Raw genomic sequence first — 24,401 nt, forward strand, 5'->3', positions numbered from 1 at the left:
CGACGGTCCGATCGCGGTAACCGAGGACACCCCGGCCACCGGCAATGTCCTGACCAACGACAGCGATATCGACAACGACACCCTGACAGTCACCCAGTTCGAGGTCGGGGGCAGTACCTACCTGGCTGGCCAGACTGCCACTCTTACCGGTGTCGGCACCTTGGTGATCAACGCCAACGGCAGCTTCACCTTCACCCCGGCACTGAACTACAACGGCCCGGTACCGACCGCGACCTATACCGTCACCGACGGTACCGCCACCGATACCGCCGAACTGAGCTTCGGCAACGTCATTCCGGTGAACGACGCCTCGGTCCTGACGCCCGACACCAACAGCGTGGCCGAAGACAACCCGGCCACCGGCAACGTGCTGGGTAACGACAGCGATGTGGACAACGTCCTGACTGTCGCCAGCTTCAGCGTCGCGGGCGTCACCGGCAGCTTCACTGCTGGCCAGTCCGCCATCATCGTCAACGTCGGTACCTTCACCCTTGGCAGCAACGGTGACTACATCTTCACCCCGGCGCAGAACTGGAACGGTTCGGTGCCGCAGCTTACCTACGTCACCAATACCGGCAGCAGCTCGACTCTGGATATCACCGTGACGCCGGTGGACGACGCGTCGGTCATGGTGCCCGACACCAACACCGTGGCCGAGGACAATCCGGCCACCGGCAACGTGCTGGGTAATGACAGCGATGTGGACAACACCCTCACTGTCGCCAGCTTCAGCGTCGCGGGCGTCACCGGCAGCTTCACCGCTGGCCAGTCCGCCACCATCGCCAACGTGGGCACCTTCACCCTTGGCAGCAACGGTGACTACACCTTCACCCCGGCGCAGAACTGGAACGGCTCGGTACCGCAGGTCACCTACGTCACCAATACCGGCAGCAGCTCCACGCTGGATATCACCGTGACTCCGGTAAACGACGCGCCAGAAACCAACGCCGTCACTGCGACCGGTAATGAAGACACCGTCATCGCCGTCAACCTCAGCGGTTCCGACGTCGACGGCACCGTCGCCAGCTTCAAGCTGACCTCGCTGCCGGCCAACGGCACCTTCTACAGCGATGCCGCTGCGACCATCCCGCTGACCATCGCCAGCGTCATCGCAGCCACCGGCAACGGTGCAACCATTTACTTCAAACCCAACGCACACTGGAACGGCACCAACACCTTCCAGTACACCGCTACCGACAACAACAGCCTGGAGGATGCTACTCCGGCAAATGGCACCATCACCGTCAATCCGGTGAACGATGCACCGGAAACCAGCATCACCAGCGCCACGGGCAATGAAGACACCGTCATCGCCGTCAACCTCAGCGGTTCGGACGTCGACGGCACCGTCGCCAGCTTCAAGCTGAACTCGCTGCCGGCCAACGGCACCTTCTACAGCGATGCCGCCGCCACCAACCCGCTGACCCTCGCCAGCGTCATCGCGGCCACCGGCAACGGTGCAACCATTTACTTCAAACCCAATGCTGACTGGAACGGCACCAACACCTTCCAGTACACCGCTACCGACAACAACAGCCTGACAGATGCCACTCCGGCTACCGGCACCATAACCGTCAACACGACGAACGATGCACCGGTATTCGGTACCACTAGCGGAACCGCAACCGTATCTGAAGAGGGGCTGTCCAGCGGCTTGCCGGACACTACTGGGTCACCGACTGACTCAACCAATGCACTGGTCGTGAACGGCACCTTCGCTATCAGCGACATCGACGGGCCAAGTTTGAATGTAACGCTGACGGCGCCAACCATTGCCCTGACCTCGAATGGGGTTCCCCTTGTGTGGTCCGGCAGTGGTACGTCTATGTTGAGTGCTACAGCTGGTGGCCAGACGATCATGACCATCAGTATCACCAGCTCGGGCGCCTATACCGTTACATTGCTCGGCCAGCTGGATCATGCGGTGGCGAATGCGGAGGATGTGCGTGGTTTTACAGTGGCGGTGGCTGCCAGCGACGGCGTGAGTTCGTCCAGCGGAACCTTGCAGATCGACGTCGAAGACGATGCGCCAGTCATGGCGCCCCCAATGCAAAGCATCCTTCTCGACTCGTCCAGTGCCACAGCCATTGGTGAACTCAATCTGTCGATTGGCGCCGACGCCAATGGCGCATCGATTCAATTCAGCACAACCACCGGTGTATCCGTCGACAGCAGCGGATACATCCTCAGTACCACTATGGACAAGAACGGTAACGAGATCAGTACTTCCAGCTATCTGACTTACCAGGGCAGCAAGCTGCATTACGTTACTGGGACCAATTCCGTGAGCGCCGTGGCGACCAATGGAACAGAGGTATTCAGGATTACTGCAGACCCAATCAGTGGCCAATACAAGGTCACCAACTTCGTCGATCTGGACTCGCCCTCCTCGATACTCAGCAACTTCAATCTCTCGGGCGGAAATTCGGGTCTCTACGACTTGGGCACCAATAGCAGGTTCTCGCTTCAAGCCTCGGCTACGGTCAACGGCGTAGCTGACACGGTGAACACCAGCAACAACAGTTTCGGGGTCGGTAGCGGCCAATCGATCGATACGGGTGACCTGCTCAGCTTCACTTTCATCGACAAGAGCACCAATCAGACGACTGACTTGACGTCTGTCACACTGACCACCGACAAGTTAGGCAACAACGAGTCCCTCACCTGGTCGGCCTATAACGCGTCCGGCACCCTCGTTGGCGCTGGCACGCTGAATGGTGTGTCCAGTGGCACAACCACCTTCACGATTGACGCCAGCAAGCTCAACAGTGGCCAGTTCGAGTTCAGCACCATCAAATTCGGTGCGGGCTCCGGCACCTCGTACAAGCTGATCATCGACTCTCTCACCGGACAGACCGACGCCTACGACCAGCGGATTACGCTGGGCGTCAAGGCAACGGACGGAGACCATGACAGCACAGCCAGCCACCCCCTACAGATCACCTTCGACTCGGACAACACCGTCCAGGCAGGCTCTGCTGGGACTGCCCTGGGGGGCGGCGCCGGAGCTAACAATCTGATTGGCGGCGTCGGCGACGATACCCTCACCGGCGGCAAGGGCAGTGACACCCTGTGGGGCGGTGCGGGCGCCGACACCTTCGTCTGGAAGGCCGGCGACGCGGGCAGCACAGGCAGTCCGGACCTGGATGTGGTGAAGGACTTCAAGATGAGCGAGGGCGACAAGCTCAACCTCAGCGATCTGCTGCAAGGGGAAACCAGCGCCACCATCGACAACTTCCTCAAGCTGATCGTCGATGCCGGCACCGGCAACGCCACACTGCTGGTCAGCAAGGACGGCCATCTGAACGACGCCGGAGGCACTGTCGCCAGCCACGCCGACCTGTCCATCACCCTCGAGGGCGCCGCAGCCCAGCTCAGTGGTTCGTCCATCAACTCCCTGATCGCGGGTGCTGATCCGACCATCAAGGTGGACCAGAACTGATGTTCTCCGGTCCGCAGCCACCCAGGTGGTTGCGGACCGGGGGCATCTGCCCTCATGCTCGCGGCATTCCTGAAGGGAGACTCGCCATGCTCTATATCCAGCGCGACGAAGAAGGAAGCCTGGTTCGCGTCGAGGCCGCGGCATTCGATGAGATGACCGGCAGCCTGCCGGCCGACGACCAGGAGATCCAGGCCTGGTACGCCAACCTGGCAATGCAAAGCAGCCTGCTGCAGCTGAAACAGAGCGACCTGGACATGATCCGGGTACTCGACGACCTGATCACAGTGCTGATGGCCAAGGGCGTGATCCGCATCACCGACCTGCCACCAGCCGCACAATCCAAGCTGCTCAGCCGGAACCAGGCGCGTGAGGCCCTTGGCGGCATTTCTCGGCTGATCGTCGAAGAAGACGACGAGCTGGGCTCCGGACTGATCTGAGCCGGACCGCACGACTACCCGCTCTTCGTGGGAGCGAATTCATTCGCGAAATCCCCGCACGCTCCACGCAGCACCGTTCTTGTAGGAGCGGTCTTGCTCGCGAAGCTCCTGAGTCCGGCCTTTCGCGAGCAAGCTCGCTCCTACGGAAACGCCAGGTTCATCCTGGCACTCGGAGCATTCTGGTTGTAGATGACGTCCTGGGGACGCAGCGCCCCAGGCTCGAATTCGACCCGACGAACATCCTCCTGAACTCAACCCACCGTCAACGCCAGGGCGCCGGCGCACCGAACAGTTGACCCTGCACGCCCTGGATACCCATCGCCCGCAACACCTCCAGTTCCCCTTCGGTTTCCACGCGCTCGGCAATCAACGGCAGGTCGATGCTATGCGCTGCACGCTGCATGGCCTCGATGAACAGACGCTTGTCGGCTTCCAGGTCGATGGCCCGAATGTAGCTGCCGTCCACTTTCAGGTAGGCCAGACCCAGGCGGGCCAGGTTGCCGATCATGCTGAAGCGGCCGCCGAAGTGCTGCAGGCTGAGGCTGAAGCCCAGCTCGCGCAGGCGTCGGGTGAGTTGCTCCAGCGTGGCCTGCTCGGGCAGCTGATCCTCTCCCAGCTCCAGCACCAGGCGCGGCCCCAGTTGGGCGTGCTTGCGCAGCAGCTCGAAGGCCTTGTCCAGCGCCTGTGGCTCGCGCAGCAATGCGCCGGAAAGGTTGAGCGCCAGGGTTTCGCCATGGCTGGCCATCTGCTGCAGCACCAGCTCCAGCATCAGCAGATCGAGGCGCGCCATCCAGCCGAAGCGCTGCAGCCAGGGCAGGAAACGTCCGGCCGGAATGTTCCCACCGTGCTCGTCGCGCAGGCGTGACAACACCTTGTAATGCAACACCCGCGCACGATCACGACTGTCCACCACTGGTTGGAAATAGAGCTGCAGCTGCCGCTGGCTGAGGGCGTGATCCAGCATCTGGTGCCAGGCGTGGCGTTCATCACCCACGCTGGGCGCTTCGCCCTGAGTCAGCGTCGCCCAGGTCCGGTCGGTCTGGCTTTCCGCCTTGGCCAGGGCTTCGTCGGCCAGGCGCAGCAGGTCGGACAGCGCTTCACCCGGGTTGAACGGCACCAGTCCCATATGGGCAACGGGCAACGCATCGGCCGAGCCCGTGGTCACCAGATTGGCCAGCCCGGCATCCAGGCGTTGCGCCAGCTGCTCGGCTTCTTCCGCCACCAGACCGGGCAACAGCAGGGCGAAATCGCCGCCCCGACTGCGCGCAACCAACCGGCCGGCGCCCTGCCCCGCCGCCACCTGGGTCAACAGCTCGGCCACCGCCAACAGCAACTGGTCGGTGCGCTGGCCACCCAGACGCTGGTTCAGGCCGGCCAGGTCATGCACCCGCAACAGGAACAGGTAACCCGCACTGGCGTGGTCCTCGGCGCTAAGGCGCGCCTGCAACTGCATCTCGAAATAGCGGCGGTTGGCCAGGCCGGTGAGGTTGTCGCGGTAGGCCTCGTCGCGCAGGCGCTCGCTGCGTTCGGCCTGTTCCTGAAACAGTGCCTTGAGCTTCTCCACCATCTGGTTCATCGCCTGTACCACGCGACGCAACTCAGGGGTGCGCGGAAGCTCCGGCAGGCTGAGGAACTCGCGGCGCGAAATGGCGTGGGACTGTTCGACCATGTAATCCAGCGGTTTGAGCTGGCGGCGCAGGAGGAAGGCGCCGAGGCCGGCACTGACCAGCCCGCAAACCAGTAACCAGCCGAGGCTGCCCAATGCGCTCTGCCAGAGCCGGGACAGCGCGAACAGAGGGTGGCTCTGCACTTCCACCCGTGCGGCCTGCTGCCAGCCACGGCTGACGATGGCGTCGCCACCAGCCGAGCGCAGGCCGATCAGGTCGACGAACCACTGCGGCACCTGGGCGCCCACGGCATCGGGCACGCCGGTACGCTCCACCAGGACCTTGCCGCTTTCCAGGTCAATCACCCGGATGCTCTCGTAATAGCCACTGTCGAAGATGGAGCTGACCATCAGTTCGACCATCGCCGGGTCGTCTATATGCGGGGTCAGCGACAGGCCGAGGGCAGTCGCCGCATCCTGGGCGTGAGAGCGCAATTGGTTGACGTACTGCTCTCTCGAACTCTCCAGGCCGACCATGAAGCTGCCGCTGAAGGCGACGACCAGGAACAGGCAGATGGCGATCAACAACTGTTTGAACAGAGACATCTCGACTCCTATCGGGCCGGTTCTACGGGGAAGCCTTCGGCCTTCATCTTCTTGAGCAATTCCTGCCAGCGCGAAAGGCGCTTGGCGTCGCCCACCTGCTTGCCGCTGCCTTTGCCGGCAAGCCAGAGGCCTTCGGCGTTGAAGGCGTAGACCGGCAACAAGTCGGCGCGTTGACTGGCGGGACGAATGACGCCCACCAGGTTGTCCAGCACCAGCGGCATGGCATCGGGCGTGGCGTAATAGGTCAGCACCATGTGCGCCTGGTTCAGCCGCAGGGCCTTGACGTAGGTGATACGCAACTTCTCGCTGGGCACACCGAGTTGACGCAGGCTGAAGTACTTGGCGATGGCGAAGTCTTCGCAATCGCCGGCACCTATACGCAAGGCTTGCACGGGCGTCGCCCAGTAATCGGTTTCACCCCAGAGTTCGCGGTCATCACGAAAGCGCAGCTTGGCGTTGAAGAAGCGGTTCACTTCTTCCAGTTGCTTCTTTTCGTCGACGCCGGAGAGGCGCCCGAGCATGGCCTGCCAGTCGTCTATCCGTTGCTTGCCGGGGCCGAGGGGGCCATAGAGGGATTCGGCACGCTGGCTGATCAGGGTGAAATCCCAGTCCGCCCGCAACGCTCCAGCCAGCAGCGCTGGCAGCAACGCCGCGACCAGGGCCGGCATCCGCCACCCCCTGCGCGTACGCCAGGCCTGAACGCAACCTTGGAACATCCACCATCCCGTCTAGGAGGCCATCGGGGCCCCATGGAACACGGCGCGAATGGTGCGGGCTGGCCCTGAAAAAAACAATGGCATTCTGCCGCCACACAGCAGACGACAGCGCGTAGGGTGCGCACAGCGCACCCTACCTGTCGAACCTCGTCGGTGGATTCAGCGCAGACCGCGCAGATGCAGGAAGCCGAACAGCAGAACCTGCAGCCGTTCCAGCCAAGGGAAGGGACGTGCCTTCAGCTTGCGATTGAACAGCGCCGCCTCGCCTACATGGGCCAACAGCACCAGACCCGCCGCCAGCAGCAATGGCCGGTGCAAGGGTTCGCCAAAGGGATAGATCACATTGAGCAGCGCCACCAGCCAGAACATGGCCAGGGCGCCCTTGAGGAAGGATGACAGGTGCATGGTGCCTCCGAAGTTTGCGGACCAGGCGGCCAGTGTGCCGCCTGGTGCCTTGCGGCTCTCCGCACTTTCGGTTGGCGCGGTCACTCAACGCACAGTGAGGGCGATGGGGGCTTCCTCGAAGTCGAAGCAACCGAGGAAGGTCTTGATGTCCATCAGGTTGCCATCCACCTTCACATCCCCCAGTACGGCCCCTTTGAGCAGGCTGTTCTGGCCGCTGATGACGGTATCGAGATAGGTCTTGTCGAAGGTCAGCTTGAGCGTGGTGCCTTCGGGGATGCCTTTGTGCAACTCGGCTACGCCACGGCGCACTTCCAGCGCCCACTCTTCCTTGATGTCGGGGAACACGAAGCCCAGGGTCAGGTTCACGTCGGCGCTCTTTTCCGGATCGATTCGGGTCACCCAGTTCTGCAGGAAGATGCGCGCCGGCAGGTTCTTCAGCATGTCGTCGGACAGGAAGGCGTTGCGCATGCCCTGGGACAATTGAAGTGCAGCGTCGCCGTCCAGTTTGCCTTCCAGTTCCATGGCGCTCATCAGGTACCAGTTGCGCCAGTTGATGTTCATGCTGGCGTAACCCATGCGACGGAAGCTGCGCGCCTTGATCTCGCGGGCCAGTTGGTCGTCGTGATCGATGTGGATCGCGTGGCTCGCCAGCTCGGCGGCCCATTGGTAGTCACCCTTGAGATAGGCCTCGCCAGCCGCCATCAATACCTTCTCGCGGCCACCCATCAGGGCGACCAGGCGCTTGGACTTCTCCACCGGTGGAATCGGGTCGAGGTCCACCGGGTCGCCTTGGAACCAGCCCAGGTAGCCCTGATAGATCTGCCGCACGCTGTGCTTCACGGTGCCGTAGTACTCGCGTAGGTAGGGCGTGTAGCCCGCCAGGTAAGGCGGCAGCTTGACCTTCTCCACCAGCTCGTCGGGCGTCAGGCCCTTGTTCATCCAGCGCACGGTCTGGTCATGGACATAGGCGATGGCGTCGCGGGTCATACGCAGCACCTCTTCCACCTTGTCCTTGCCGGACACCGGCTGGCCGTGCAGCGGAACCATGAAGTCGGCCTGGTAGGCGCGCAGTTTGTCGAGGCTGTTCACCCACACCACCGGATCGCGGAACTTGGTACCACGCAGGGTATGGATGTTCGGCAGGGTCGGTCCCTGCGTCACCTCGGCGCTGATCAGCACGCGGTTCTGCGGCAGGAACAGCACGATTTCGTCCGGTGCTTCGCTGGGTACGTGGAGGAACTGCACCGGCAGTCCGGCGATGGTGGTGTCGAGCTTGTCCTTGAAGGTGATGGTGGGCGCGATGAAGGTGGATTTGCCCTCATGTGCCAGCGGGCCGAGCCCGGCGTTCATATCCTTCTTGTCGCTGTCCGGCAGAGCGGCACCGAAGCTGTAACCCGAGCGCATACCGAGAATGGGGCCGACCAGCGCACCCTGGGTGACCACGTTCTCCAGCAGGGTTTCCTGGGCATAGATCTGCACCTCACCACTCTTCACCTGCTCTTCACTGACGAAGCCTTTCACACCGTTGATGTGGTCGGGATGGAAGTGGGTATAGACGATGGCCTTGATGGGCTTTTCGCTGATCTTGCGGAACTCCGCCAGGACCTTGCGCGACTGCTCGGCCGACTCGCCCGTGTCGACGATGATCAGGCCTTCGGGAGCATCGATCATCACGCTGTTGGCCAGGTTCCAGCCCACCGCCGAGTACACGTTGTCGGCGATCTTGTAGACCTTCTCGTTGAAGTGCCTGGTGTGCTCGGCCAGCTCGGCGTTGATGCTGGGCTGAATGGACTCTTCCGGCAGTGCAGCGTCGGCGCCCAGGGGCAGTGCGGCAGCCAGGAGCAGGCCGCTGAATCGGGTGGAGATGCGCATGGTTCGCTCGGGGATTGTTGTTATAGGCCGAGACAGGCTGGCAGGGGCCTGCTAATAATTCCAATGCATTCTTCTTCAATAATTGATGCACAGCGCGCATGAACGACCTTCGACAGCTTCGCCATTTCGTTGCCCTTGCCGAATACGGCCATTTCGCCCGTGCGGCAGAAGCGGTCAATCTCAGCCAGCCAGCACTCAGCCGTAGCATCCAGGCACTGGAGGCGAACCTGGGATGCAGCCTGCTGGACCGAGGGCCAAGGCAGATCAGCCTGACCGCCCATGGCCGATTGGTGCTGGAGCATGCCCGAAGACTGCTGGACGGCAGCCGTGCGCTGCACAGCGCCGTGGCCCAACTGGAAAACCTCGACAGCGGCGAGTTGCATCTGGGTGCAGGCCCCTACCCCGCCGCACGCCTCGTGCCACGCGCCCTGGGACGGTTCGCCAGCCAGCATCCGGGGGTGCGAGTGCAGCTCAGCCTGGAAAACTGGCACCGCTTGCGCCGCCAACTGCTGGATGACGCCATCGAGATGTTCGTCGCCGACATCCGCGAGTTCGACGGCGATCCCCTGCTGGACATCATTCCCCTGCGCCGCCATCCCGGCACCCTTTTCTGCCGCCCCGACCATCCACTGCTCGAGCAGGATCAGGTGCGGCTGACCGACCTGGCCCGCTATGCACTGGCCGGTACGCAACTGCCGATGGAAGTGGCGCGGGCAATCGGCGAGCTCGCGGGCAACGAAAAACCGCTGGGCATCGAGTGCGACAACTTCATGGTGCTGAAGGCGGTAGTCGCCGACAGCGACGTGGTCAGCATGGCGCCTTGGGATGTGGTCGCCGAAGACGTGATGGCTGGTCGACTGGCCGTGCTGGAGCCCCTTGCCAGCACCAGGACCCTATCGGCCTACGGCGTGGTCAGTCATGCCGCGCGCAGCCTGTCTCCGGCTGCGCGGGCAATGCGTGATCTCTTGCTGGAAGAGGACAGCCGCTTTCCTTCCGGCTAGCGCCGGTTCTCCATCGACCAGTTACCGCGGTTGTTGTAGCGGGGATTGTTGTGCGGGCGTGCTTCGTAGCCCGGCTGCACCCGGTACTGCTGGCGGTAATTGTTCCGCCGATAGTCGTTCTGATGATTGGTCGGCGGACGATAGCCCGGCTGGCGGTCATTGCGGCCCCAGGTCTGCAGCCGCGGGGTGTAGTCGTGACGACGTTCCTGGAAATTGTCCCGGGGCTGCTGGTAGTAGCGCCGGTCGTTACGGTACTTGCGGTCGTCGTAATAGCGCTTGTCGTAACGGTGCTTGTCGGACTTGTAGTAGTCCTTGCGGCCGTCGTACTTGCGGCCATCGTAGTTGCGGCGGTCGTAATAGCGGCGCTCGTAGTAACCATCGTCGTAACGCTGATCGACGATGCGGTATGTCGTCCTTGGTGAGTCGTGGTAGTAACGGTGCACACGGTAGTCGTCGTCGCCGTAGTAGCGGCGACCGTAGTAGTCGTTGTCGTAGTCATAGACGGCACAGCCGCCCAGGGTCAGGGTCAGTACGGCAAGGAAGAATGATCGGTAGGACATGGCGGCCTCCTTCGACCGCGAGGGGCGACGCAGACAGATGTCGGCGCCTGGGATTGCTCCCACTGCGTTGGACAACCGGTCCTACAGAACAGCCTGCGCTGCCTGTCGGAAAAATCCTTTACCAGTTGTTGCCGCGCACCAAGTTGACGCCGCACGCCCCATCAGCGGGCACCCCGCCTGGCCTGGAACGACACGCGAATTCCCATAAGCCCCGTGCCAGACGCGTTGCGCAATCTTGGCACGCCCTTCGCTTTGGCAATGTCGTGCAGGAGCTACTCGGGCGACCGGGTTCGCGGCACCACAATATGCAATGGCTGGCTAGGGTTCCGGTCCGCGAAAGCGGATGACTGGTCCGAGAGCTGGCGACCTCCAGCGAGGTTACACGGCGGGACAAAAGCCCGGGAGAACGCGCCCCTTTACAGGGAAGTGCCGCGCAGCTCCGCCCGCCCTAAACCGAACTGGAGGTCCTCCATGCGCAAGTCTCGTCTGTTCGCCCTCGCCGTTGCCGGTCTCGCCGCCGCCCTCAGCTTCAACACCTCCGCCGCCCAGAAAGACAGCTTCAACGTCTGCTGGACCATCTACGCCGGCTGGATGCCCTGGGAGTACGGCGCCACCAAAGGCATCGTCGACAAGTGGGCGAAGAAGTACGGCATCGAAATCAAGGTCACCCAGCTCAACGACTACGTCGAATCCATCAACCAGTACACAGCTGGCCAGTTCGACGGCTGCACCATGACCAACATGGATGCCCTGACCATTCCCGCCGCTGGTGGCGTGGATAGCACCGCGCTGATCGTCGGCGACTTCTCCAACGGCAACGATGGCGTCGTGGTGAAGGGCGAAGGCAAGACCCTGGCCGACCTCAAGGACATGCCCATCAACCTGGTGGAATTGTCCGTGTCCCACTACCTGCTGGCCCGCGCCCTGGAGCGCGCCGACCTTTCCGAGAAAGACGTGCAAGTGGTGAACACCTCCGACGCCGACATCGCCGCCGCCTTCGACACCGCCGAGGTCCAGGCCGTGACCACCTGGAACCCAATGCTCGCCGACATCAAGGCCAAGCCTGACACCAGCCTGGTGTTCGACTCCAGCAAGGTGCCCGGCGAGATCATGGACATGATGGTGGTGAACACCGAGACCCTGAAGGACAACCCGGCCCTGGGCAAGGCACTCACCGGCGCCTGGTTCGAGATCGTCGCCCTGATGAAGGCCGGTAATGCAGAAAGTGCCGCTGCCCTGGAGCACATGGCCAAGGCCTCCGGTACCGACCTTGCCGGTTACCAGGCGCAACTGGACGCCACCCGCCTGTTCCACACCCCGGCCGATGCGCTGGCCTTCGTCACCAGCCCGAAACTGCCGGCCACCATGGACAAGGTGGCCAGTTTCAGTTTCCACCACGGCCTGCTGGGCGAAGGCGCCAAGGATGCCAGCGCCGTCGGCATGAGCTTCGCCAAGGGCGTGGTCACCGGTGACAAGGGCAACGTGAAACTGCGCTTCGACCCGACCTACGTGCAGATGGCTGCCGACGGCAAGCTCTGACCTCCGGTCCTCGTCCGTAGGTTGGCGCTGAGCGAAGACCAACACCGCAATGTTGGACCTCGTACCCCGGACCAACCTACGCCGCCTCTCCGAACCGAGTAACCGCCATGCGCCTGATCAACCGCCAACCGGACCGCGCCGGACGCCTGATCCTGGTCCTGCTGCCGTTCGCCCTGCTGCTGTTCGCCTACTTCACAGGCTCGGCGGCCCGGCTCACGGAGAATCCCAACGACAAGCTGCTCCCCAGCGCGGCACAGATGGCCGACGCCGTGGAACGCCTGGCGTTCACCGAAGACAAGCGCAGCGGCGACTACCTGTTCTGGAAGGACTCCGCCTCAAGCCTGAAACGCCTGGCGCTGGGGCTGTCCATCGCCGCGCTGCTGGGCCTGGCACTGGGCATCGCCGCCGGCACCCTGCCGCTGTTCGGTGCCCCCTTGTCGCCCCTGTTGACGGTGCTGTCGATGATTCCGCCACTGGCGATCCTGCCGATCCTGTTCATCGTCTTCGGCCTGGGCGAGCTGTCCAAGGTGATGCTGATCGTCATCGGCGTGGCCCCCTGCATCGCCCGCGACCTGGAGCAGCGCGCGCGGGAAATCCCCCGTGAACTGCTGATCAAGGCACAGACGCTCGGTGCCAACACCTGGACGCTGATCCTGCGGGTGGTGCTGCCGCAACTGATGCCGCGCCTGCTCATCTCCCTGCGCCTGGTGCTGGGCTCGGCCTGGCTGTTCCTGATTGCCGCCGAAGCCATCGCCTCCACCGATGGCCTGGGCTACCGCATTTTCCTGGTCCGCCGCTACCTGGCCATGGACGTGATCCTCCCCTACGTGGTGTGGATCACCTTCCTCGCCTGGCTGATGGACCTGGGCCTGCGCCAGCTGACCCGGCTGGCCTTCCCCTGGTACGAAGGAGCCAAGGCATGAGTTTCATCAGCGTCCGCAATGTCTGGCAGGAGTACGACGACCAGGTCGTGCTGGAGAACCTCGACCTGTCGGTGAATGAAGGCGAGTTCTGCACCTTGGTCGGCGCTTCCGGCTGCGGCAAATCCACCTTCCTGCGCATGCTGCTGGGCCAGGAAACGCCCAGCCGCGGCAGCATCCTGCTCGACGGTAAACCGCTGGCCGCCGAGCCCGATGCCAGCCGCGGCGTTGTGTTCCAGCGCTATTCGGTGTTCCCCCACCTGAGTGTGCTGGACAACGTCGCCCTCGGCCTGGAACTGCCTCGCTCGCCCCTGCTCGGCCGGCTGTTCGGCGGCGCCAAGCGCGCCGCCCGCGAGGAGGCCGCCGCGATCCTCGCCAAGGTCGGTCTGAGTCATGCCTTGGACAAGTACCCCAGCCAACTTTCCGGCGGCATGCAACAACGCCTGGCCATAGCACAGGCGCTGATCATGAAACCCCGCGTGCTGCTGCTGGACGAGCCCTTCGGCGCCCTCGACCCAGGCATCCGCAAGGACATGCACGAGCTGTTGCTCGGACTCTGGAACGAAACCCGGCTGACCGTATTCATGGTCACCCACGACCTCTCTGAAGGCTTCAGCCTGGGCACCCGGTTGCTGGTTTTCGACAAGGTGCGCCAGGACCCACACGCCCCCTACGCCTTCGGCGCGCGCGTGACCTACGACATTCCCCTTAACAGCGACCGCCGTGCCGCCCGTGCGGCGGTCGAGGCCCTGCCGGAGCGAGTCACCTCCGCCCTGCAGCCCGCCATCGCCCACTGACAAGGAGCCTGCCCATGACCGCATCCCTGGCCCTGAGCCCGACCCTCTATGAAGAAACCGTCCCCGGTGGCGGCCACACCTCCTTCGTACTCAAGCGTGGCCAGCAACTACGCATCACCGATATCGAAGGCGGCGCCAACGTCAGCCTGTTGCTGCTCAACGCCTCCGAGAAGAGCGAGCGCCTCAACCTGCCAGACAGCCTCAAGTGCCAACACACCGCCAAGCTCACCGCCGGCCACTGCCTCTACTCCGACATGGGTCGGGTACTGGCCGCCATCACCGCTGACACCTGCGGCTGGCACGACAGCTTCGGCGGCGTGCTCAACGCGGATGAAGTGAAGGAAAAGTACGGTGCCGGGCGTTACCAGGAGTTGCGCAACGGCTTCTTCCGTAACGGTGTGGATAACCTGCTGGTGGAGATGGGCAAGTGGGACCTGAACCTGCAGGACCTGCTGATGTGCCTGAATCTGTTCAGCAAGGTCACCGTGGACAGCGACGGCTGCTTCCACTTCCAGCCGGGCAACTCCAAGGCCGGTGACTACATCGAGCTCTACGCGCCCATGGACACGCTGGTGGTGCTCACCGCCCTGCAGCACCCCATGGACCCTGCTCCGGAATACGCACCCAAGCCGGTGCAACTCACCTGGCAGCAAGTACAAAGCGACGGCATCACCCTGCTCTGCCGCACCTCGCGCCCGGAGAACGGTCGCGGCTTCCACAACACCGAACGCCTGTACATCTGAGGGCCACCGACATGCACCTGACCCACAGCGAAAAACATTCCGAAGCTGCCGTGTACCGCGCCGTCATTGCCGCCGGCGAACCCTTCATGACCGAAGTGAAGGCCGGTCAGACCGTTCGCCTGCTGGACCTGGAAGGCAACCAGGCGGTGGACACCCTCTTCTACAGCGCACGCAACCCACGCGAGCGTTACGACGTGCAGCGCACCCTTCGTAGGCAGAACCGCGTCTACCTCAGCGCCGGCAGCGTGCTCTATTCCAACCTCGGCAACCCGATGCTGACTCTCACCGCCGACACCTGCGGCCGCCACGACACCCTCGGCGGCGCCTGCGCCCAGGAAAGCAACACCGTGCGCTACGCCCTGGACAAGCGCTACATGCACAGCTGCCGCGATAACTTCCTGCGCGCCAGCCTGCACGACGGCCGCCTCACCAAGCGCGACATCAGCGCCAACATCAACTTCTTCATGAACGTACCGGTCACCCCGGAAGGCGGCCTGACCTTCGAGGACGGCATCTCCGCCGCTGGCAAGTACGTCGAGCTCAAGGCGCACATGGACATCATCGTGCTGATCTCCAACTGCCCTCAGCTGAACAACCCCTGCAACGCCTACAACCCCACTCCCGCCGAGGTGCTGGTATGGGACTGAAACGCCTGCGCGCCTGGCTGTTCCTGATCTGCCAGAGCCGGTCGGGGCAGTGCCTGAATTCCCCCACTTCGAAGCCGGACCAGTAGGAGCCAGCTCTGCTGGCGAAGCCTTTCGCGAGTAGAGCTCGCTCCTACGGACGACACCGAAATTCCAGCCACGGACGACCGTGGTGCAGACGAATAAGACGGGACGGCCCGTCACCCCTTTCGAGGGTTCTGCAATGTTCGACAAACTCCTGATCGCCAACCGCGGTGCCATCGCCTGCCGCATCCTGCGTACCCTGCGCCAGCTCGACGTCCGTGGCGTGGCCGTGTATTCCGAAGCCGACGCCGCCAGCCTGCATATCCAGCAGGCAGACCAGGCGATCAGCCTGGGCGACGGTCCGGCCGCCAACACCTATCTGGTGGTCGACAAGATCCTCGCGGCCGCACGCAGCAGTGGTGCCCAGGCCATCCACCCCGGCTACGGCTTCCTCTCCGAAAACGCCGCCTTCGCCGAAGCCTGCGAGGCCGCCGGCATCGCCTTCGTCGGCCCGACGCCTGAGCAGCTGCGCGTGTTCGGCCTCAAGCACACGGCCCGCGCCCTGGCCAAACAGCACGACGTGCCGATGCTCGAAGGCACCGAACTGCTGGAAGACCTCACCGCGGCCCTCGCCGCCGGCGAACAGGTGGGTTACCCGGTGATGCTGAAAAGCACGGCCGGCGGCGGAGGCATCGGCATGCGCGTATGCCGCTCGGCCACAGAGTTGAGCGAGGCCTTCGAGGCCGTGAAGCGACTCGGGCAGAACAACTTCAGCGACTCCGGCGTGTTCATCGAGAAGTACATCCAGCGCGCACGCCATCTGGAAGTACAGGTATTCGGCGACGGCCGCGGCGAGGTTATCGCCCTGGGCGTGCGCGACTGCTCGGTGCAACGTCGCAACCAGAAGGTGCTGGAAGAAACCCCCGCACCCAACCTGCCCGCCGGCATGGCTGACGAGCTATGCGCCGCCGCTATCAAGCTGGCCAAGGCGGTTAGCTACCGCAGTGCCGGTACCGTGGAGTTCGTCTACGACAGCGAGGCCGAGCGCTTCTACTTCCTCGAAGTGAACACCCGCCTGCAGGTGGAACACGGTGTCACCGAACAGGTCTGGGGCGTCGACCTGGTTCGCTGGATGATCGAGCTGGCCGCCGGCACCCTGCCGCCCCTGGCCGACCTAGTGGCGAGCCTCGCCCCGAGCGGGCATGCCATCCAGGCTCGGCTCTATGCCGAAGACCCTGGCCGCGATTTCCAGCCCTGCCCCGGTCTGCTCACCGCAGTCGCCTTCCCCAAGGCCGATGGCAAGCGCCTGCGCATCGACACCTGGGTGGAGGCGGGTTGCGAAATCCCCCCCTACTTCGACCCGATGATCGCCAAGCTCATCAGCTGGGCGCCGAGCCGAGAGCAAGCCAGCAACGAGCTGGACCAGGCGCTGGCCGACACTACGCTCTACGGCGTGGAATCCAACCGCAGTTTCCTGCGGCAGATCCTGGCTGATGCGCCCTTTGCCAGCGGCTCGCCCTGGACCCGTTGCCTGGACGGGCTCAGCTATCGCGCGAACACCTTCGAAGTGCTCGGCGCCGGCACCCAGACCACGGTGCAGGACTACCCCGGCCGACTCGGTTACTGGGCGGTAGGTGTGCCGCCGTCCGGCCCCATGGACAGTCGCGCCTTGCGCCTGGGCAATCGTCTTCTGGGTAACGCCGAGGGCGAGGCCGGGCTGGAAGTCACCATGAGCGGCCCAACCCTGCGCTTCAATACCGACGCCGTGGTGGCAGTCACCGGCGCGCCGATTCCGCTGACCCTCGACGGCCAGCCGCAGCCGATGGACACCGCCTTGTTCGTGCCAGCCGGCGCCACCCTTGCGCTTGGCACGATCGCCGGAGCCGGGGCGCGCAGCTACCTCTGCGTACGCGGTGGCCTGCAAGTGCCGGATTATCTCGGCAGCAAAAGCACCTTCACCCTCGGCCAGTTCGGCGGCCACGGCGGCCGCGCCCTGCGTGCCGGCGATGTCCTGCACCTCCCGCAGCTAGCTGACCACAGCGCTGGCCAGACGCTGGAACTGCACACTGAACTGCCCGAGGTGCGCACGCTGCGGGTGATCTACGGCCCCCACGGAGCCCCGGAGTACTTCACCCCGGCCTACATCGACACCTTCTTCGCCACCGACTGGGAAGTGCACTTCAACTCCAGCCGCACCGGCGTGCGCCTGATCGGGCCGAAGCCCGAATGGGTGCGCGAGAGCGGCGGCGAAGCCGGCCTGCATCCTTCCAACATTCACGACAATCCCTATGCCATCGGCGCGGTGGATTTCACCGGCGACATGCCAGTGATCCTTGGCCCGGACGGCCCCAGCCTGGGCGGCTTCGTCTGCCCGGTGACGATTATCGAAGCGGACCTCTGGCAGCTCGGGCAGTTGAAGGCCGGGGACAAGGTAAGGTTCGTGGCGGTGAGCATCGCGCAGGCACGTGAACTGGCTCGGACACTGCTGCGTAGGAGCGAGCTTGCTCGCGAACATCCCAGCGTCGAATTCGCGAGCAAGCTCGCTCCTACAAGCTCACCGATCGTGCTCGACCTCGGCCAGTCCGACAAACGTCTGGTCGCCCGTCTCTCCGGTGACACCCACCTGCTGCTGGAGATCGGCGCGCCGGAGCTGGACCTGGTGCTGCGCTTCCGCGCCCATGCGCTGATGCAGGCACTGGAGGCCCGTACCCTGGATGGCGTGATCGACCTGACACCGGGAATCCGTTCCCTGCAGGTCCACTACCAGCCGGAAACGCTGCCCCTGGATACGCTGCTGCAGACCATCGCCGGACTCTGGGATGGCGTCTGTGCCGCCGGCGACCTGAAAGTGCCGTCGCGCATCGTCCATTTGCCGCTTTCCTGGGACGACCCGGCCTGCCAACTGGCCATCGAGAAGTACATGACCACCGTGCGCAAGGATGCGCCCTGGTGCCCGAGCAACCTGGAGTTCATCCGCCGCATCAACGACCTGCCGAACCTGGATGAAGTGCAGCGCACCGTGTTCGATGCCAGTTACCTGGTGATGGGCCTGGGCGACGTCTACCTCGGTGCCCCGGTGGCCACGCCGCTGGACCCGCGCCACCGCCTGGTGACCACCAAGTACAACCCGGCGCGCACCTGGACCGCCGAGAACTCGGTGGGTATCGGCGGCGCCTACATGTGCGTCTATGGCATGGAAGGCCCCGGCGGCTACCAGTTCGTCGGCCGCACCCTGCAGATGTGGAACCGCTACCGCGACGTCGAAGCCTTCGATGGCAAGCCCTGGCTGCTGCGATTCTTCGACCAGATCCGCTTCTACCCCGTCTCAGCCGAAGAACTGCTGAAGATTCGCCGCGACTTCCCCCTCGGCCGCTATCCACTGCGCATCGAGGAGAGCGAGCTTTGCCTGGCCGACTATCAGGCGTTCCTCGCACGCGAGGCCGAGGGCATCGCCGCCTTCCGCAGCCAGCAGCAGGCTGCCTTCAATGCCGAGCGGGAGCGCTGGATCGCTTCCGGGCAGGCCCATTTCGACAGCGAGGAGATCGCCGCCGACCTGGGTGAAGACACCCCATTGAGCGCCGGCCAGCACGCGGTGGAAAGTCATATCGCCGGCAACCTCTGGCAGGTGCAGGTGGAAGAAGGCGCCAGCGTGAAGGCCGGGGACATCCTGGTGATCCTCGAATCCATGAAGATGGAAATCCCCCTCATCGCTCCCCGCGACGGCGTGGTGCGTGAAGTGCGGGTGCAGCCGGGTTCGCCGGTACGCGCCGGGCAACGGGTGGTGGTGATGGAGGAGGCCTGAGGCCACCGGGATGTTTTATCTGTAGGGGCGAATTCATTCGCCCCTACAGATATATGCAGTGCTCATTGCCGGCCCCCATCCGCACACCTAGAGTTCAAGCGGCACCGCACGCAAAAGGACCCGCAATGCCGCCGCTCAGCCGCGACCAGGCACAACACCGCGCCGACGATATCCAGGCCTTCTGCCGGGAAGTCGAACGCCTGCACGATGAGCAGGTGCTGCTGCTCTCCCCCGAACAGATCGACCGCCTCGGCGAACACCATCGCCAGTTGCTGGCGAACTACCGCGACACGTTCGACATAGATCCGGACGCCCAGGCCCGGCGCCTGTCCCTCGGCATGCGCATCGCGTCCCTGCTGGGCGCTCTGGCGCTGGCGGCCAGCCTGCTGTTCTTCTTCTACCAGTTCTGGGGGCTGTTCCCGGAAACCGCCCAGGTAGGCATCCTCGTCGGCTTTTCCCTGGGCAGCCTTCTACTGACCCTGCTGCTGCGCCAGCGTGACCAGACCTCTTACTTCACCAAATTGACGGCGGTCCTGGCGTTCGCCTGCTTCGTATTGAACGTGGTCATGCTGGGTCAGATCTTCAACATCACGCCCAGCGACAAGGCCTTGCTGCCCTGGGCCGCCTACGCCCTGCTGCTGGCCTACGCTTGCGAGGTTCGTCTACTGCTCGGTGCGGGCCTCGGCTGCATCATGGCCCTGATCGCCACCCGGCTGACAAGCTGGAGCGGCCTCTACTGGCTGGACTGCACTGAACGTCCGGAACACCTGCTGCCCGCTGGACTGCTGATTTTCCTGCTACCGCAGCTCTTCTCCCAGGCGCGCTACAGTGGCTTCGCGGCGATCTACCGGGTCATGGGCATGCTCGGCCTGTTCGTGCCGGTGCTGATATTGGCCAACTGGGCGTACGGCAGTTACCTGCCCTGGTCCCGCGATGCTGTGGAAAGCCTTTACCAGCTCGTCGGCTTCGTTGGCGCCGCGCTGGCTATCTGGCTCGGCAACCGCCGCGACTGGCCGGAAGTGATGCACACCGGCGTGCTGTTCTTCGTGCTCTTCCTCTTCATCAAACTGTTCGACTGGTGGTGGGAGGTGATGCCGAAGTACCTGTTCTTCCTCGTCGTGGGGCTCGTCGCCGTGCTGCTTCTACTGGTGCTCGGCCGCCTGCGCCGAGCCCACAAGGGAGACCAGCGAGCATGAAAATGCGTACCGCATTGCTGGGCGGCCTGGCGCTGATCGGACTCACCAATGCCATTACCCTGGGTGGCGTGTGGATCAATCGCGGCGGCGAGCCGGACAGCCGCCTGCTGCTTTCCGAACGCGAACTGCGCCGCTCCCTCGACTGGACCATGCGCGAGAACAGCGGCCTGGCCCTACGCCTGGACTGGCGACGCCCCAGCGACCCGAAGGGTGACGACCGCTACGAGCGCCTGCTGCTCGATGAGTCCGCGCTGCTGAAACTTGGCTTCACGGTTGGCGACCGCGAACAGATGCGCTTCGACAACCGCAATCGCGGGGTGCTGGTGGTGCTCGAGCTCGATGGCCCTGCACGCAAGGCCGAGCTTGAGCGCGCCCTGCAGCGACAGCAGACCGCCGAGAGCGAGCTGCGCGCAGCGCCCGCAGACAAGCGTCGAGAGGACGCCGAACGCGCGGCCCGCGACTATGTTGAACAGGAAGAGAGACGCGAAAGCCGCCTGTTCGCGGTGGATGCGGGACTGGACCGCGAGGCCCTGCGGGGCCGCTACCCCGATCGCAGCCGCTACGCCATCGTGCCCGGCAACGTCAGTGCATGGGTTCGCGACGGACGCCTCACCGGCCAGATCAGCAGCCTGCGTATCTCCGAGATCAACGTGCCCCATGCCTGGCGCAAGCCGCTGGACGAGGAGTTAGTGCGCGACCCTAACGGCGCCGTACCTCCGCGCTTCCGGCTCTGGCTCAGCATCGGTCAGCGCCTGGAACCCTGGATTGATTCGGCCCCGGAGTTTCCGCGTGGCGGTCGTCAAGCAACACCTGAAGACGCCGATAGCCTGGCGTCAAGTACCCGTCCGTGACGATCTCGTCGACGAACGCTAGCATTGCGCCACTAGCCTGAGGTCAAGTAGTCCGATGCCGTTTCCCGAAGTCACGAAGCAACGCCACCGCCTGTTGGTTCTCGCCCTGGTACTGCTGCTCGGCGGCGGATTCCTGGCCACCTCGCTGGTCAGCTACCAGGCATCGCTCAAGTCCATTCGCAGCAGCATCGTCAACACCGAGTTGCCGCTCACCTCGGACAACGTCTATTCGGAAATCCAGAAGGACCTGGTCCGGCCTATCCTGATTTCCTCGATGATGAGCCGCGATACCTTCGTGCGTGACTGGGTGATGCAAGGCGAGAAGAATGTCGAGCCCATGACCCGCTACCTGCGTGAAGTGCAGGAGCACTATGGTGCCTTCACCTCCTTCTTCATTTCCGACCGAACCCTCACCTACTACCAGACCAAGGGCGTGCTCAAGCAGGTGAACCCTAAGGAGCCGCGTGACATCTGGTACTTCCGTGTACGGGACATGAAGGAGCCGTACGAGATCAATGTCGACGTGGACATGGCCAACCAGGACCGGCTGACCATCTTCATCAACTACAAGGTGTTCGATTACGACGGCAAGTTCCTTGGCGCCACCGGCGTCGGCCTGACGGTGGACGCGGTGATCAAGCTGATAGACGAATACCAGCGCCGCTACGACCGCAGTGTCTATTTCGTCGATACCACCGGACGCATCGTCCTGACCGGTGCCGATGGTGGTCCTCTGGGCGCGCGGGTCGGTCAGTCGCTGGCCGACGTACCGGGGCTTGAGGAACTGCAGGCCCGGCTGGGGCGACCGCAGACCGGCAAGTTCGCGTATCACGAACGTGGTCGCGACCATTACCTGAACGTGCGTTACATTCCCGAACTGGATTGGTACCTGTTCGTCGACAAGCACGAAGACGGCCTGCTCACCGGCCTGCGCAACACCCTCTACCTCAACCTGCTGATCTGCCTGATCGTGACCAGCATCATCCTGGTGCTGGTAATCCGCCTGATGCGCCGCTACCAGCGCAGCATCGCCGCCCTGGCCACCACCGACAGCCTGACCGGGCTTCCCAACCGGCGCGGCTTCGAGCTACTCGCCGGCCAGGCGCTGCAGGAGGCCCGGCGCGAGCGCAAACCCCTGGCAGCCCTGCTGCTGGACCTCGACCACTTCAAGATGCTCAACGATACCTACGGCCACCAGGCCGGCGACCAGGTGCTGCAGGGCTTCGCCCAGAACCTGCGCGACAGCCTTCGCCAAGCGGACATCATCTGTCGCTGGGGCGGCGAGGAATTCATCATTCTGCTCAAGGACACCGGTAGCGCCACGGCCCACCAGTTGGCGGAGAAGGTTCGCCTCGAAGTAGCCGCCCAGCGCTACCCGTTCAAGGGCGTGAACCTCCACGTGACCACCAGCATCGGCCTGGCCGACATGCACCCGGAAGACGCCCTCGACAGCCTGATCGGCCGCGCTGACCGGGGCCTGTATCGCGCCAAGCAGTCGGGGCGCAATTGCGTGTGTGTAGAGCCATCAGGCAACCACAGTGTGCTCTAGGTCAGTGCTCGCGAGCGTGCTGGGAGGTCCCGCCTCAGGCGGCGCCCTCGATGTAGCGGCTGATGGGCCTCTCGATCAACGACCACTGCGCGGATGACTTCGCTAACGGCAGGACCCGTGAACGGTTGTCGTCACGCGCAAACACTTGCCTGGCCATATCGCCCACCAGCCAGTTAGCAGTGTTGCAGGCCACTACTCGGCCTTCGGCGTTTACGATCAGCGCTTCCTTGTCCGTGCGCATCAGCCCGGCGAGCAGTACTCGCTCGAACTCGTGCAGGGCGATGTCCGCAGCCGCCACCCCCACGAATCGACCGTCGACGTGGATAGGTACGGAGAAGGCCATGATGTACTGGTCGGCGCCATAGAGATCGACGAACGGCCCCTCGACCCAGGGCTGGCCTGTCTCCCGAGGCCGGGAAAACCAAGGCATGCCCTGATAGTTGTAGAAGCTCTCGCTGCGTCGATTGAGGTTGAGCAGCATGGGCGTGACCTTGCCCGCCGGAGCTCTGCACCACCACTCCAGGTGCATCTCCTGATCAGCCAGCTCGCCCGGTTCCAGCACCACTCCGGTGCCGTGAATGCAGCTGCGCTCCTGCTGCAAGCGGGCCTGAATCGCCGGACGCAAGGCACAGAGATCCCGGGTAGTGGGCTTGCGACCCTCAGCCTGCAATTGCTTCCAGATCGCGACTACGTCCTCGGCCAGCAGATTCAACTGTGCAAACAGGTTACCGATCGAAGCATTGATGTGAACTGCACACTCGCTGAGCTGATCCACCTGCACATCTCGGGACATAGCCTGGACCTCGTCTGGCTCTTGTTATTCAGTTTCGGATGAGTTCATGTCGCGCTTGCCGCCACGTCGCAACGCATTACCGGCGAAATCCCGAGCAAGTGCCGTGCCATTCAGATCTCTGCGCTGAGCAGCTGCAAACGCAGATTGATCAGGCGTTTGATTCCCCGCGTCACATGCGCTTCCGCCAGCGCGCCGGCCAGGTTCGCATCAGTAGCGACGATGGCGTCGGCGATCGCTCGATGTTCCAGCACCAGGCCTTCGACAGCGAGAGGGCCATCGGGAGATAGCCACAACAACTCTCCCAGTTCGGCCTGCAGGTTCATTTCTGCATGGGTCAGGCGCACCGATTGCGCGGCAACGGCCACTTCAAGGTGGAAGCGCGCGTCGGCGCGACGCTGCTCCTGACGCGACGATGCCTGGCGCAGCGCGTCGATATAGACCTCCAGGCGGGCATGGTGCTGGGCCGACGAGCGCTGCGCGGCCAGCCTTGCGGCAGCGCCGGAAATCGCCACATGCTCATCGCACAGGTCGCGCAACTCCAGCGCACTCATGGCCTTGAGCTGAGCGAACAACGCCTCGTCCTTGGTAGCAGGCGGTGCACAGACGAAGCTGCCACCATTGCGTCCCCGGCGAGTCTCGATCACGCCACGTTCGCGCAAGCTCGCCAGGGCGTCGCGCAGCGTGACGGTCGCGACCCCGAACTGGGTGGCCAAGTCACTCTCGCTGGGCAGTTGCTCGCCCTCACTGAACAACCCGAGTTCGACCAGCTCGATCAAACGACGCGCCACTTCCTCCGTACGCCCTTCCTGGCGCAGGCGCATGAAATTGGCAGGTCGGACGTTCTTCAACTCGTTCATAGGCGGCTAAGCCGAATACCTCCCTGGCTTGGTACACGTGC

The 24,401-nt window shown here is 63.8% G+C and carries 19 protein-coding genes and 1 riboswitch; of the genes, 12 read left to right on the forward strand and 7 right to left on the reverse strand.

Annotated features, from left to right (window positions below; genetic code table 11):
* Together E8E75_RS13365 and E8E75_RS13370 are read left to right on the forward strand one after the other, a co-directional pair.
* Positions 1–3,442, forward strand: a 3,442-nt coding sequence (locus E8E75_RS13365) for an Ig-like domain-containing protein (RefSeq protein ID WP_280359146.1), incomplete at its 5' end; no start/stop codon positions are given.
* Positions 3,443–3,528: 86 nt separating this feature from the next.
* Entirely contained in the window at positions 3,529–3,879 is a 351-nt protein-coding gene (locus tag E8E75_RS13370; RefSeq protein ID WP_120652526.1) for a tryptophan synthase subunit beta, read from the forward strand.
* 262 nt (positions 3,880–4,141) lie between these two features.
* Here the strand turns inward: E8E75_RS13370 and lapD are convergent, their stop codons facing one another.
* From lapD to E8E75_RS13390, 4 genes are all read right to left on the reverse strand, one after another.
* The gene (lapD, locus tag E8E75_RS13375) at positions 4,142–6,091 is read right to left on the reverse strand and encodes a cyclic di-GMP receptor LapD (RefSeq protein WP_120652527.1); all 1,950 of its coding nucleotides are present in this window, start codon (positions 6,089–6,091) and stop codon (positions 4,142–4,144) included.
* Positions 6,092–6,099: 8 nt separating this feature from the next.
* Positions 6,100–6,759 (reverse strand): cysteine protease LapG, encoded by a 660-nt coding sequence (gene lapG / locus E8E75_RS13380; RefSeq protein WP_174235582.1) that lies wholly within the window; start codon positions 6,757–6,759, stop codon positions 6,100–6,102.
* Positions 6,760–6,966: 207 nt separating this feature from the next.
* Positions 6,967–7,212 (reverse strand): DUF1145 domain-containing protein, encoded by a 246-nt coding sequence (locus E8E75_RS13385; RefSeq protein ID WP_120655251.1) that lies wholly within the window; start codon positions 7,210–7,212, stop codon positions 6,967–6,969.
* Positions 7,213–7,296: 84 nt separating this feature from the next.
* A complete protein-coding gene (locus E8E75_RS13390) occupies positions 7,297–9,084 on the reverse strand; it encodes an alkyl sulfatase dimerization domain-containing protein (protein ID WP_120652528.1) in 1,788 nt (595 codons plus the stop codon).
* Positions 9,085–9,182: 98 nt separating this feature from the next.
* Between E8E75_RS13390 and E8E75_RS13395 the strand changes: the two genes are divergently transcribed.
* Positions 9,183–10,085 (forward strand): LysR family transcriptional regulator, encoded by a 903-nt coding sequence (locus tag E8E75_RS13395; RefSeq protein WP_153921222.1) that lies wholly within the window; start codon positions 9,183–9,185, stop codon positions 10,083–10,085.
* On the opposite strand, the gene E8E75_RS13400 is transcribed toward E8E75_RS13395, so the two are convergent.
* Positions 10,082–10,645: a hypothetical protein gene (locus tag E8E75_RS13400; RefSeq protein ID WP_153921224.1), complete on the reverse strand. Its 564-nt coding sequence runs from the start codon at positions 10,643–10,645 to the stop codon at positions 10,082–10,084. The genes E8E75_RS13395 and E8E75_RS13400 overlap by 4 nt on opposite strands.
* A 307-nt stretch (positions 10,646–10,952) precedes the next feature.
* Positions 10,953–11,052, forward strand: a riboswitch (guanidine-I (ykkC/yxkD leader).
* Positions 11,053–11,116: 64 nt separating this feature from the next.
* Between E8E75_RS13400 and E8E75_RS13405 the strand changes: the two genes are divergently transcribed.
* From E8E75_RS13405 to E8E75_RS13445, 9 genes are all read left to right on the forward strand, one after another.
* Positions 11,117–12,184, forward strand: coding sequence for a putative urea ABC transporter substrate-binding protein (locus tag E8E75_RS13405; RefSeq protein ID WP_120652531.1), 1,068 nt, complete (start codon positions 11,117–11,119; stop codon positions 12,182–12,184).
* A gap of 107 nt (positions 12,185–12,291) precedes the next feature.
* Positions 12,292–13,107 (forward strand): ABC transporter permease, encoded by an 816-nt coding sequence (locus tag E8E75_RS13410; RefSeq protein WP_120652532.1) that lies wholly within the window; start codon positions 12,292–12,294, stop codon positions 13,105–13,107.
* On the forward strand, positions 13,104–13,901 hold the full coding sequence (locus E8E75_RS13415) for an ABC transporter ATP-binding protein (RefSeq protein ID WP_153921226.1): 798 nt from the start codon (positions 13,104–13,106) through the stop codon (positions 13,899–13,901). The genes E8E75_RS13410 and E8E75_RS13415 overlap by 4 nt, the downstream gene beginning before the upstream one ends.
* A gap of 14 nt (positions 13,902–13,915) precedes the next feature.
* Positions 13,916–14,644, forward strand: coding sequence for an urea amidolyase associated protein UAAP1 (locus tag E8E75_RS13420; RefSeq protein ID WP_120652534.1), 729 nt, complete (start codon positions 13,916–13,918; stop codon positions 14,642–14,644).
* A gap of 11 nt (positions 14,645–14,655) precedes the next feature.
* Positions 14,656–15,291, forward strand: coding sequence for an urea amidolyase associated protein UAAP2 (locus E8E75_RS13425; RefSeq protein WP_120652535.1), 636 nt, complete (start codon positions 14,656–14,658; stop codon positions 15,289–15,291).
* Positions 15,292–15,511: 220 nt separating this feature from the next.
* Positions 15,512–19,114, forward strand: a complete 3,603-nt coding sequence (gene uca, locus E8E75_RS13430; protein ID WP_153921229.1) for an urea carboxylase — start codon at positions 15,512–15,514, stop codon at positions 19,112–19,114.
* Positions 19,115–19,239: 125 nt separating this feature from the next.
* Positions 19,240–20,310, forward strand: a complete 1,071-nt coding sequence (locus tag E8E75_RS13435) for a DUF2157 domain-containing protein (RefSeq protein WP_153921231.1) — start codon at positions 19,240–19,242, stop codon at positions 20,308–20,310.
* Positions 20,307–21,161: a DUF4824 family protein gene (locus tag E8E75_RS13440; protein ID WP_153921233.1), complete on the forward strand. Its 855-nt coding sequence runs from the start codon at positions 20,307–20,309 to the stop codon at positions 21,159–21,161. The genes E8E75_RS13435 and E8E75_RS13440 overlap by 4 nt, the downstream gene beginning before the upstream one ends.
* A 55-nt stretch (positions 21,162–21,216) precedes the next feature.
* Positions 21,217–22,710, forward strand: a complete 1,494-nt coding sequence (locus E8E75_RS13445) for a sensor domain-containing diguanylate cyclase (RefSeq protein ID WP_153921235.1) — start codon at positions 21,217–21,219, stop codon at positions 22,708–22,710.
* A gap of 34 nt (positions 22,711–22,744) precedes the next feature.
* Here the strand turns inward: E8E75_RS13445 and E8E75_RS13450 are convergent, their stop codons facing one another.
* A complete protein-coding gene (locus tag E8E75_RS13450; RefSeq protein WP_153921236.1) occupies positions 22,745–23,503 on the reverse strand; it encodes a cache domain-containing protein in 759 nt (252 codons plus the stop codon).
* Positions 23,504–23,613: 110 nt separating this feature from the next.
* Positions 23,614–24,360, reverse strand: coding sequence for an FCD domain-containing protein (locus E8E75_RS13455; RefSeq protein WP_256661000.1), 747 nt, complete (start codon positions 24,358–24,360; stop codon positions 23,614–23,616).
* Positions 24,361–24,401: the final 41 nt, after the last annotated feature.

It is taken from the genome of Pseudomonas sp. BN606 (genome assembly GCF_029873115.1).
Classification (GTDB): domain Bacteria; phylum Pseudomonadota; class Gammaproteobacteria; order Pseudomonadales; family Pseudomonadaceae; genus Metapseudomonas.

Excerpts from the sequence above, each read along its gene's own strand:
- E8E75_RS13420 (WP_120652534.1), top strand. The coding sequence starts at position 13,916 with ATGACCGCATCCCTGGCCCTGAGCCCGACCCTCTATGAAGAAACCGTC.
- E8E75_RS13370 (WP_120652526.1), top strand. The coding sequence starts at position 3,529 with ATGCTCTATATCCAGCGCGACGAAGAAGGAAGCCTGGTTCGCGTCGAG.
- lapD (WP_120652527.1), bottom strand. The coding sequence starts at position 6,091 with ATGTCTCTGTTCAAACAGTTGTTGATCGCCATCTGCCTGTTCCTGGTC.
- E8E75_RS13400 (WP_153921224.1), bottom strand. The coding sequence starts at position 10,645 with ATGTCCTACCGATCATTCTTCCTTGCCGTACTGACCCTGACCCTGGGC.
- E8E75_RS13435 (WP_153921231.1), top strand. The coding sequence starts at position 19,240 with ATGCCGCCGCTCAGCCGCGACCAGGCACAACACCGCGCCGACGATATC.
- E8E75_RS13395 (WP_153921222.1), top strand. The coding sequence starts at position 9,183 with ATGAACGACCTTCGACAGCTTCGCCATTTCGTTGCCCTTGCCGAATAC.
- E8E75_RS13445 (WP_153921235.1), top strand. The coding sequence starts at position 21,217 with ATGCCGTTTCCCGAAGTCACGAAGCAACGCCACCGCCTGTTGGTTCTC.
- E8E75_RS13415 (WP_153921226.1), top strand. The coding sequence starts at position 13,104 with ATGAGTTTCATCAGCGTCCGCAATGTCTGGCAGGAGTACGACGACCAG.
- E8E75_RS13405 (WP_120652531.1), top strand. The coding sequence starts at position 11,117 with ATGCGCAAGTCTCGTCTGTTCGCCCTCGCCGTTGCCGGTCTCGCCGCC.
- lapG (WP_174235582.1), bottom strand. The coding sequence starts at position 6,759 with ATGCCGGCCCTGGTCGCGGCGTTGCTGCCAGCGCTGCTGGCTGGAGCG.
- E8E75_RS13410 (WP_120652532.1), top strand. The coding sequence starts at position 12,292 with ATGCGCCTGATCAACCGCCAACCGGACCGCGCCGGACGCCTGATCCTG.
- uca (WP_153921229.1), top strand. The coding sequence starts at position 15,512 with ATGTTCGACAAACTCCTGATCGCCAACCGCGGTGCCATCGCCTGCCGC.
- E8E75_RS13390 (WP_120652528.1), bottom strand. The coding sequence starts at position 9,084 with ATGCGCATCTCCACCCGATTCAGCGGCCTGCTCCTGGCTGCCGCACTG.
- E8E75_RS13385 (WP_120655251.1), bottom strand. The coding sequence starts at position 7,212 with ATGCACCTGTCATCCTTCCTCAAGGGCGCCCTGGCCATGTTCTGGCTG.
- E8E75_RS13455 (WP_256661000.1), bottom strand. The coding sequence starts at position 24,360 with ATGAACGAGTTGAAGAACGTCCGACCTGCCAATTTCATGCGCCTGCGC.
- E8E75_RS13450 (WP_153921236.1), bottom strand. The coding sequence starts at position 23,503 with ATGTCCCGAGATGTGCAGGTGGATCAGCTCAGCGAGTGTGCAGTTCAC.
- E8E75_RS13425 (WP_120652535.1), top strand. The coding sequence starts at position 14,656 with ATGCACCTGACCCACAGCGAAAAACATTCCGAAGCTGCCGTGTACCGC.
- E8E75_RS13440 (WP_153921233.1), top strand. The coding sequence starts at position 20,307 with ATGAAAATGCGTACCGCATTGCTGGGCGGCCTGGCGCTGATCGGACTC.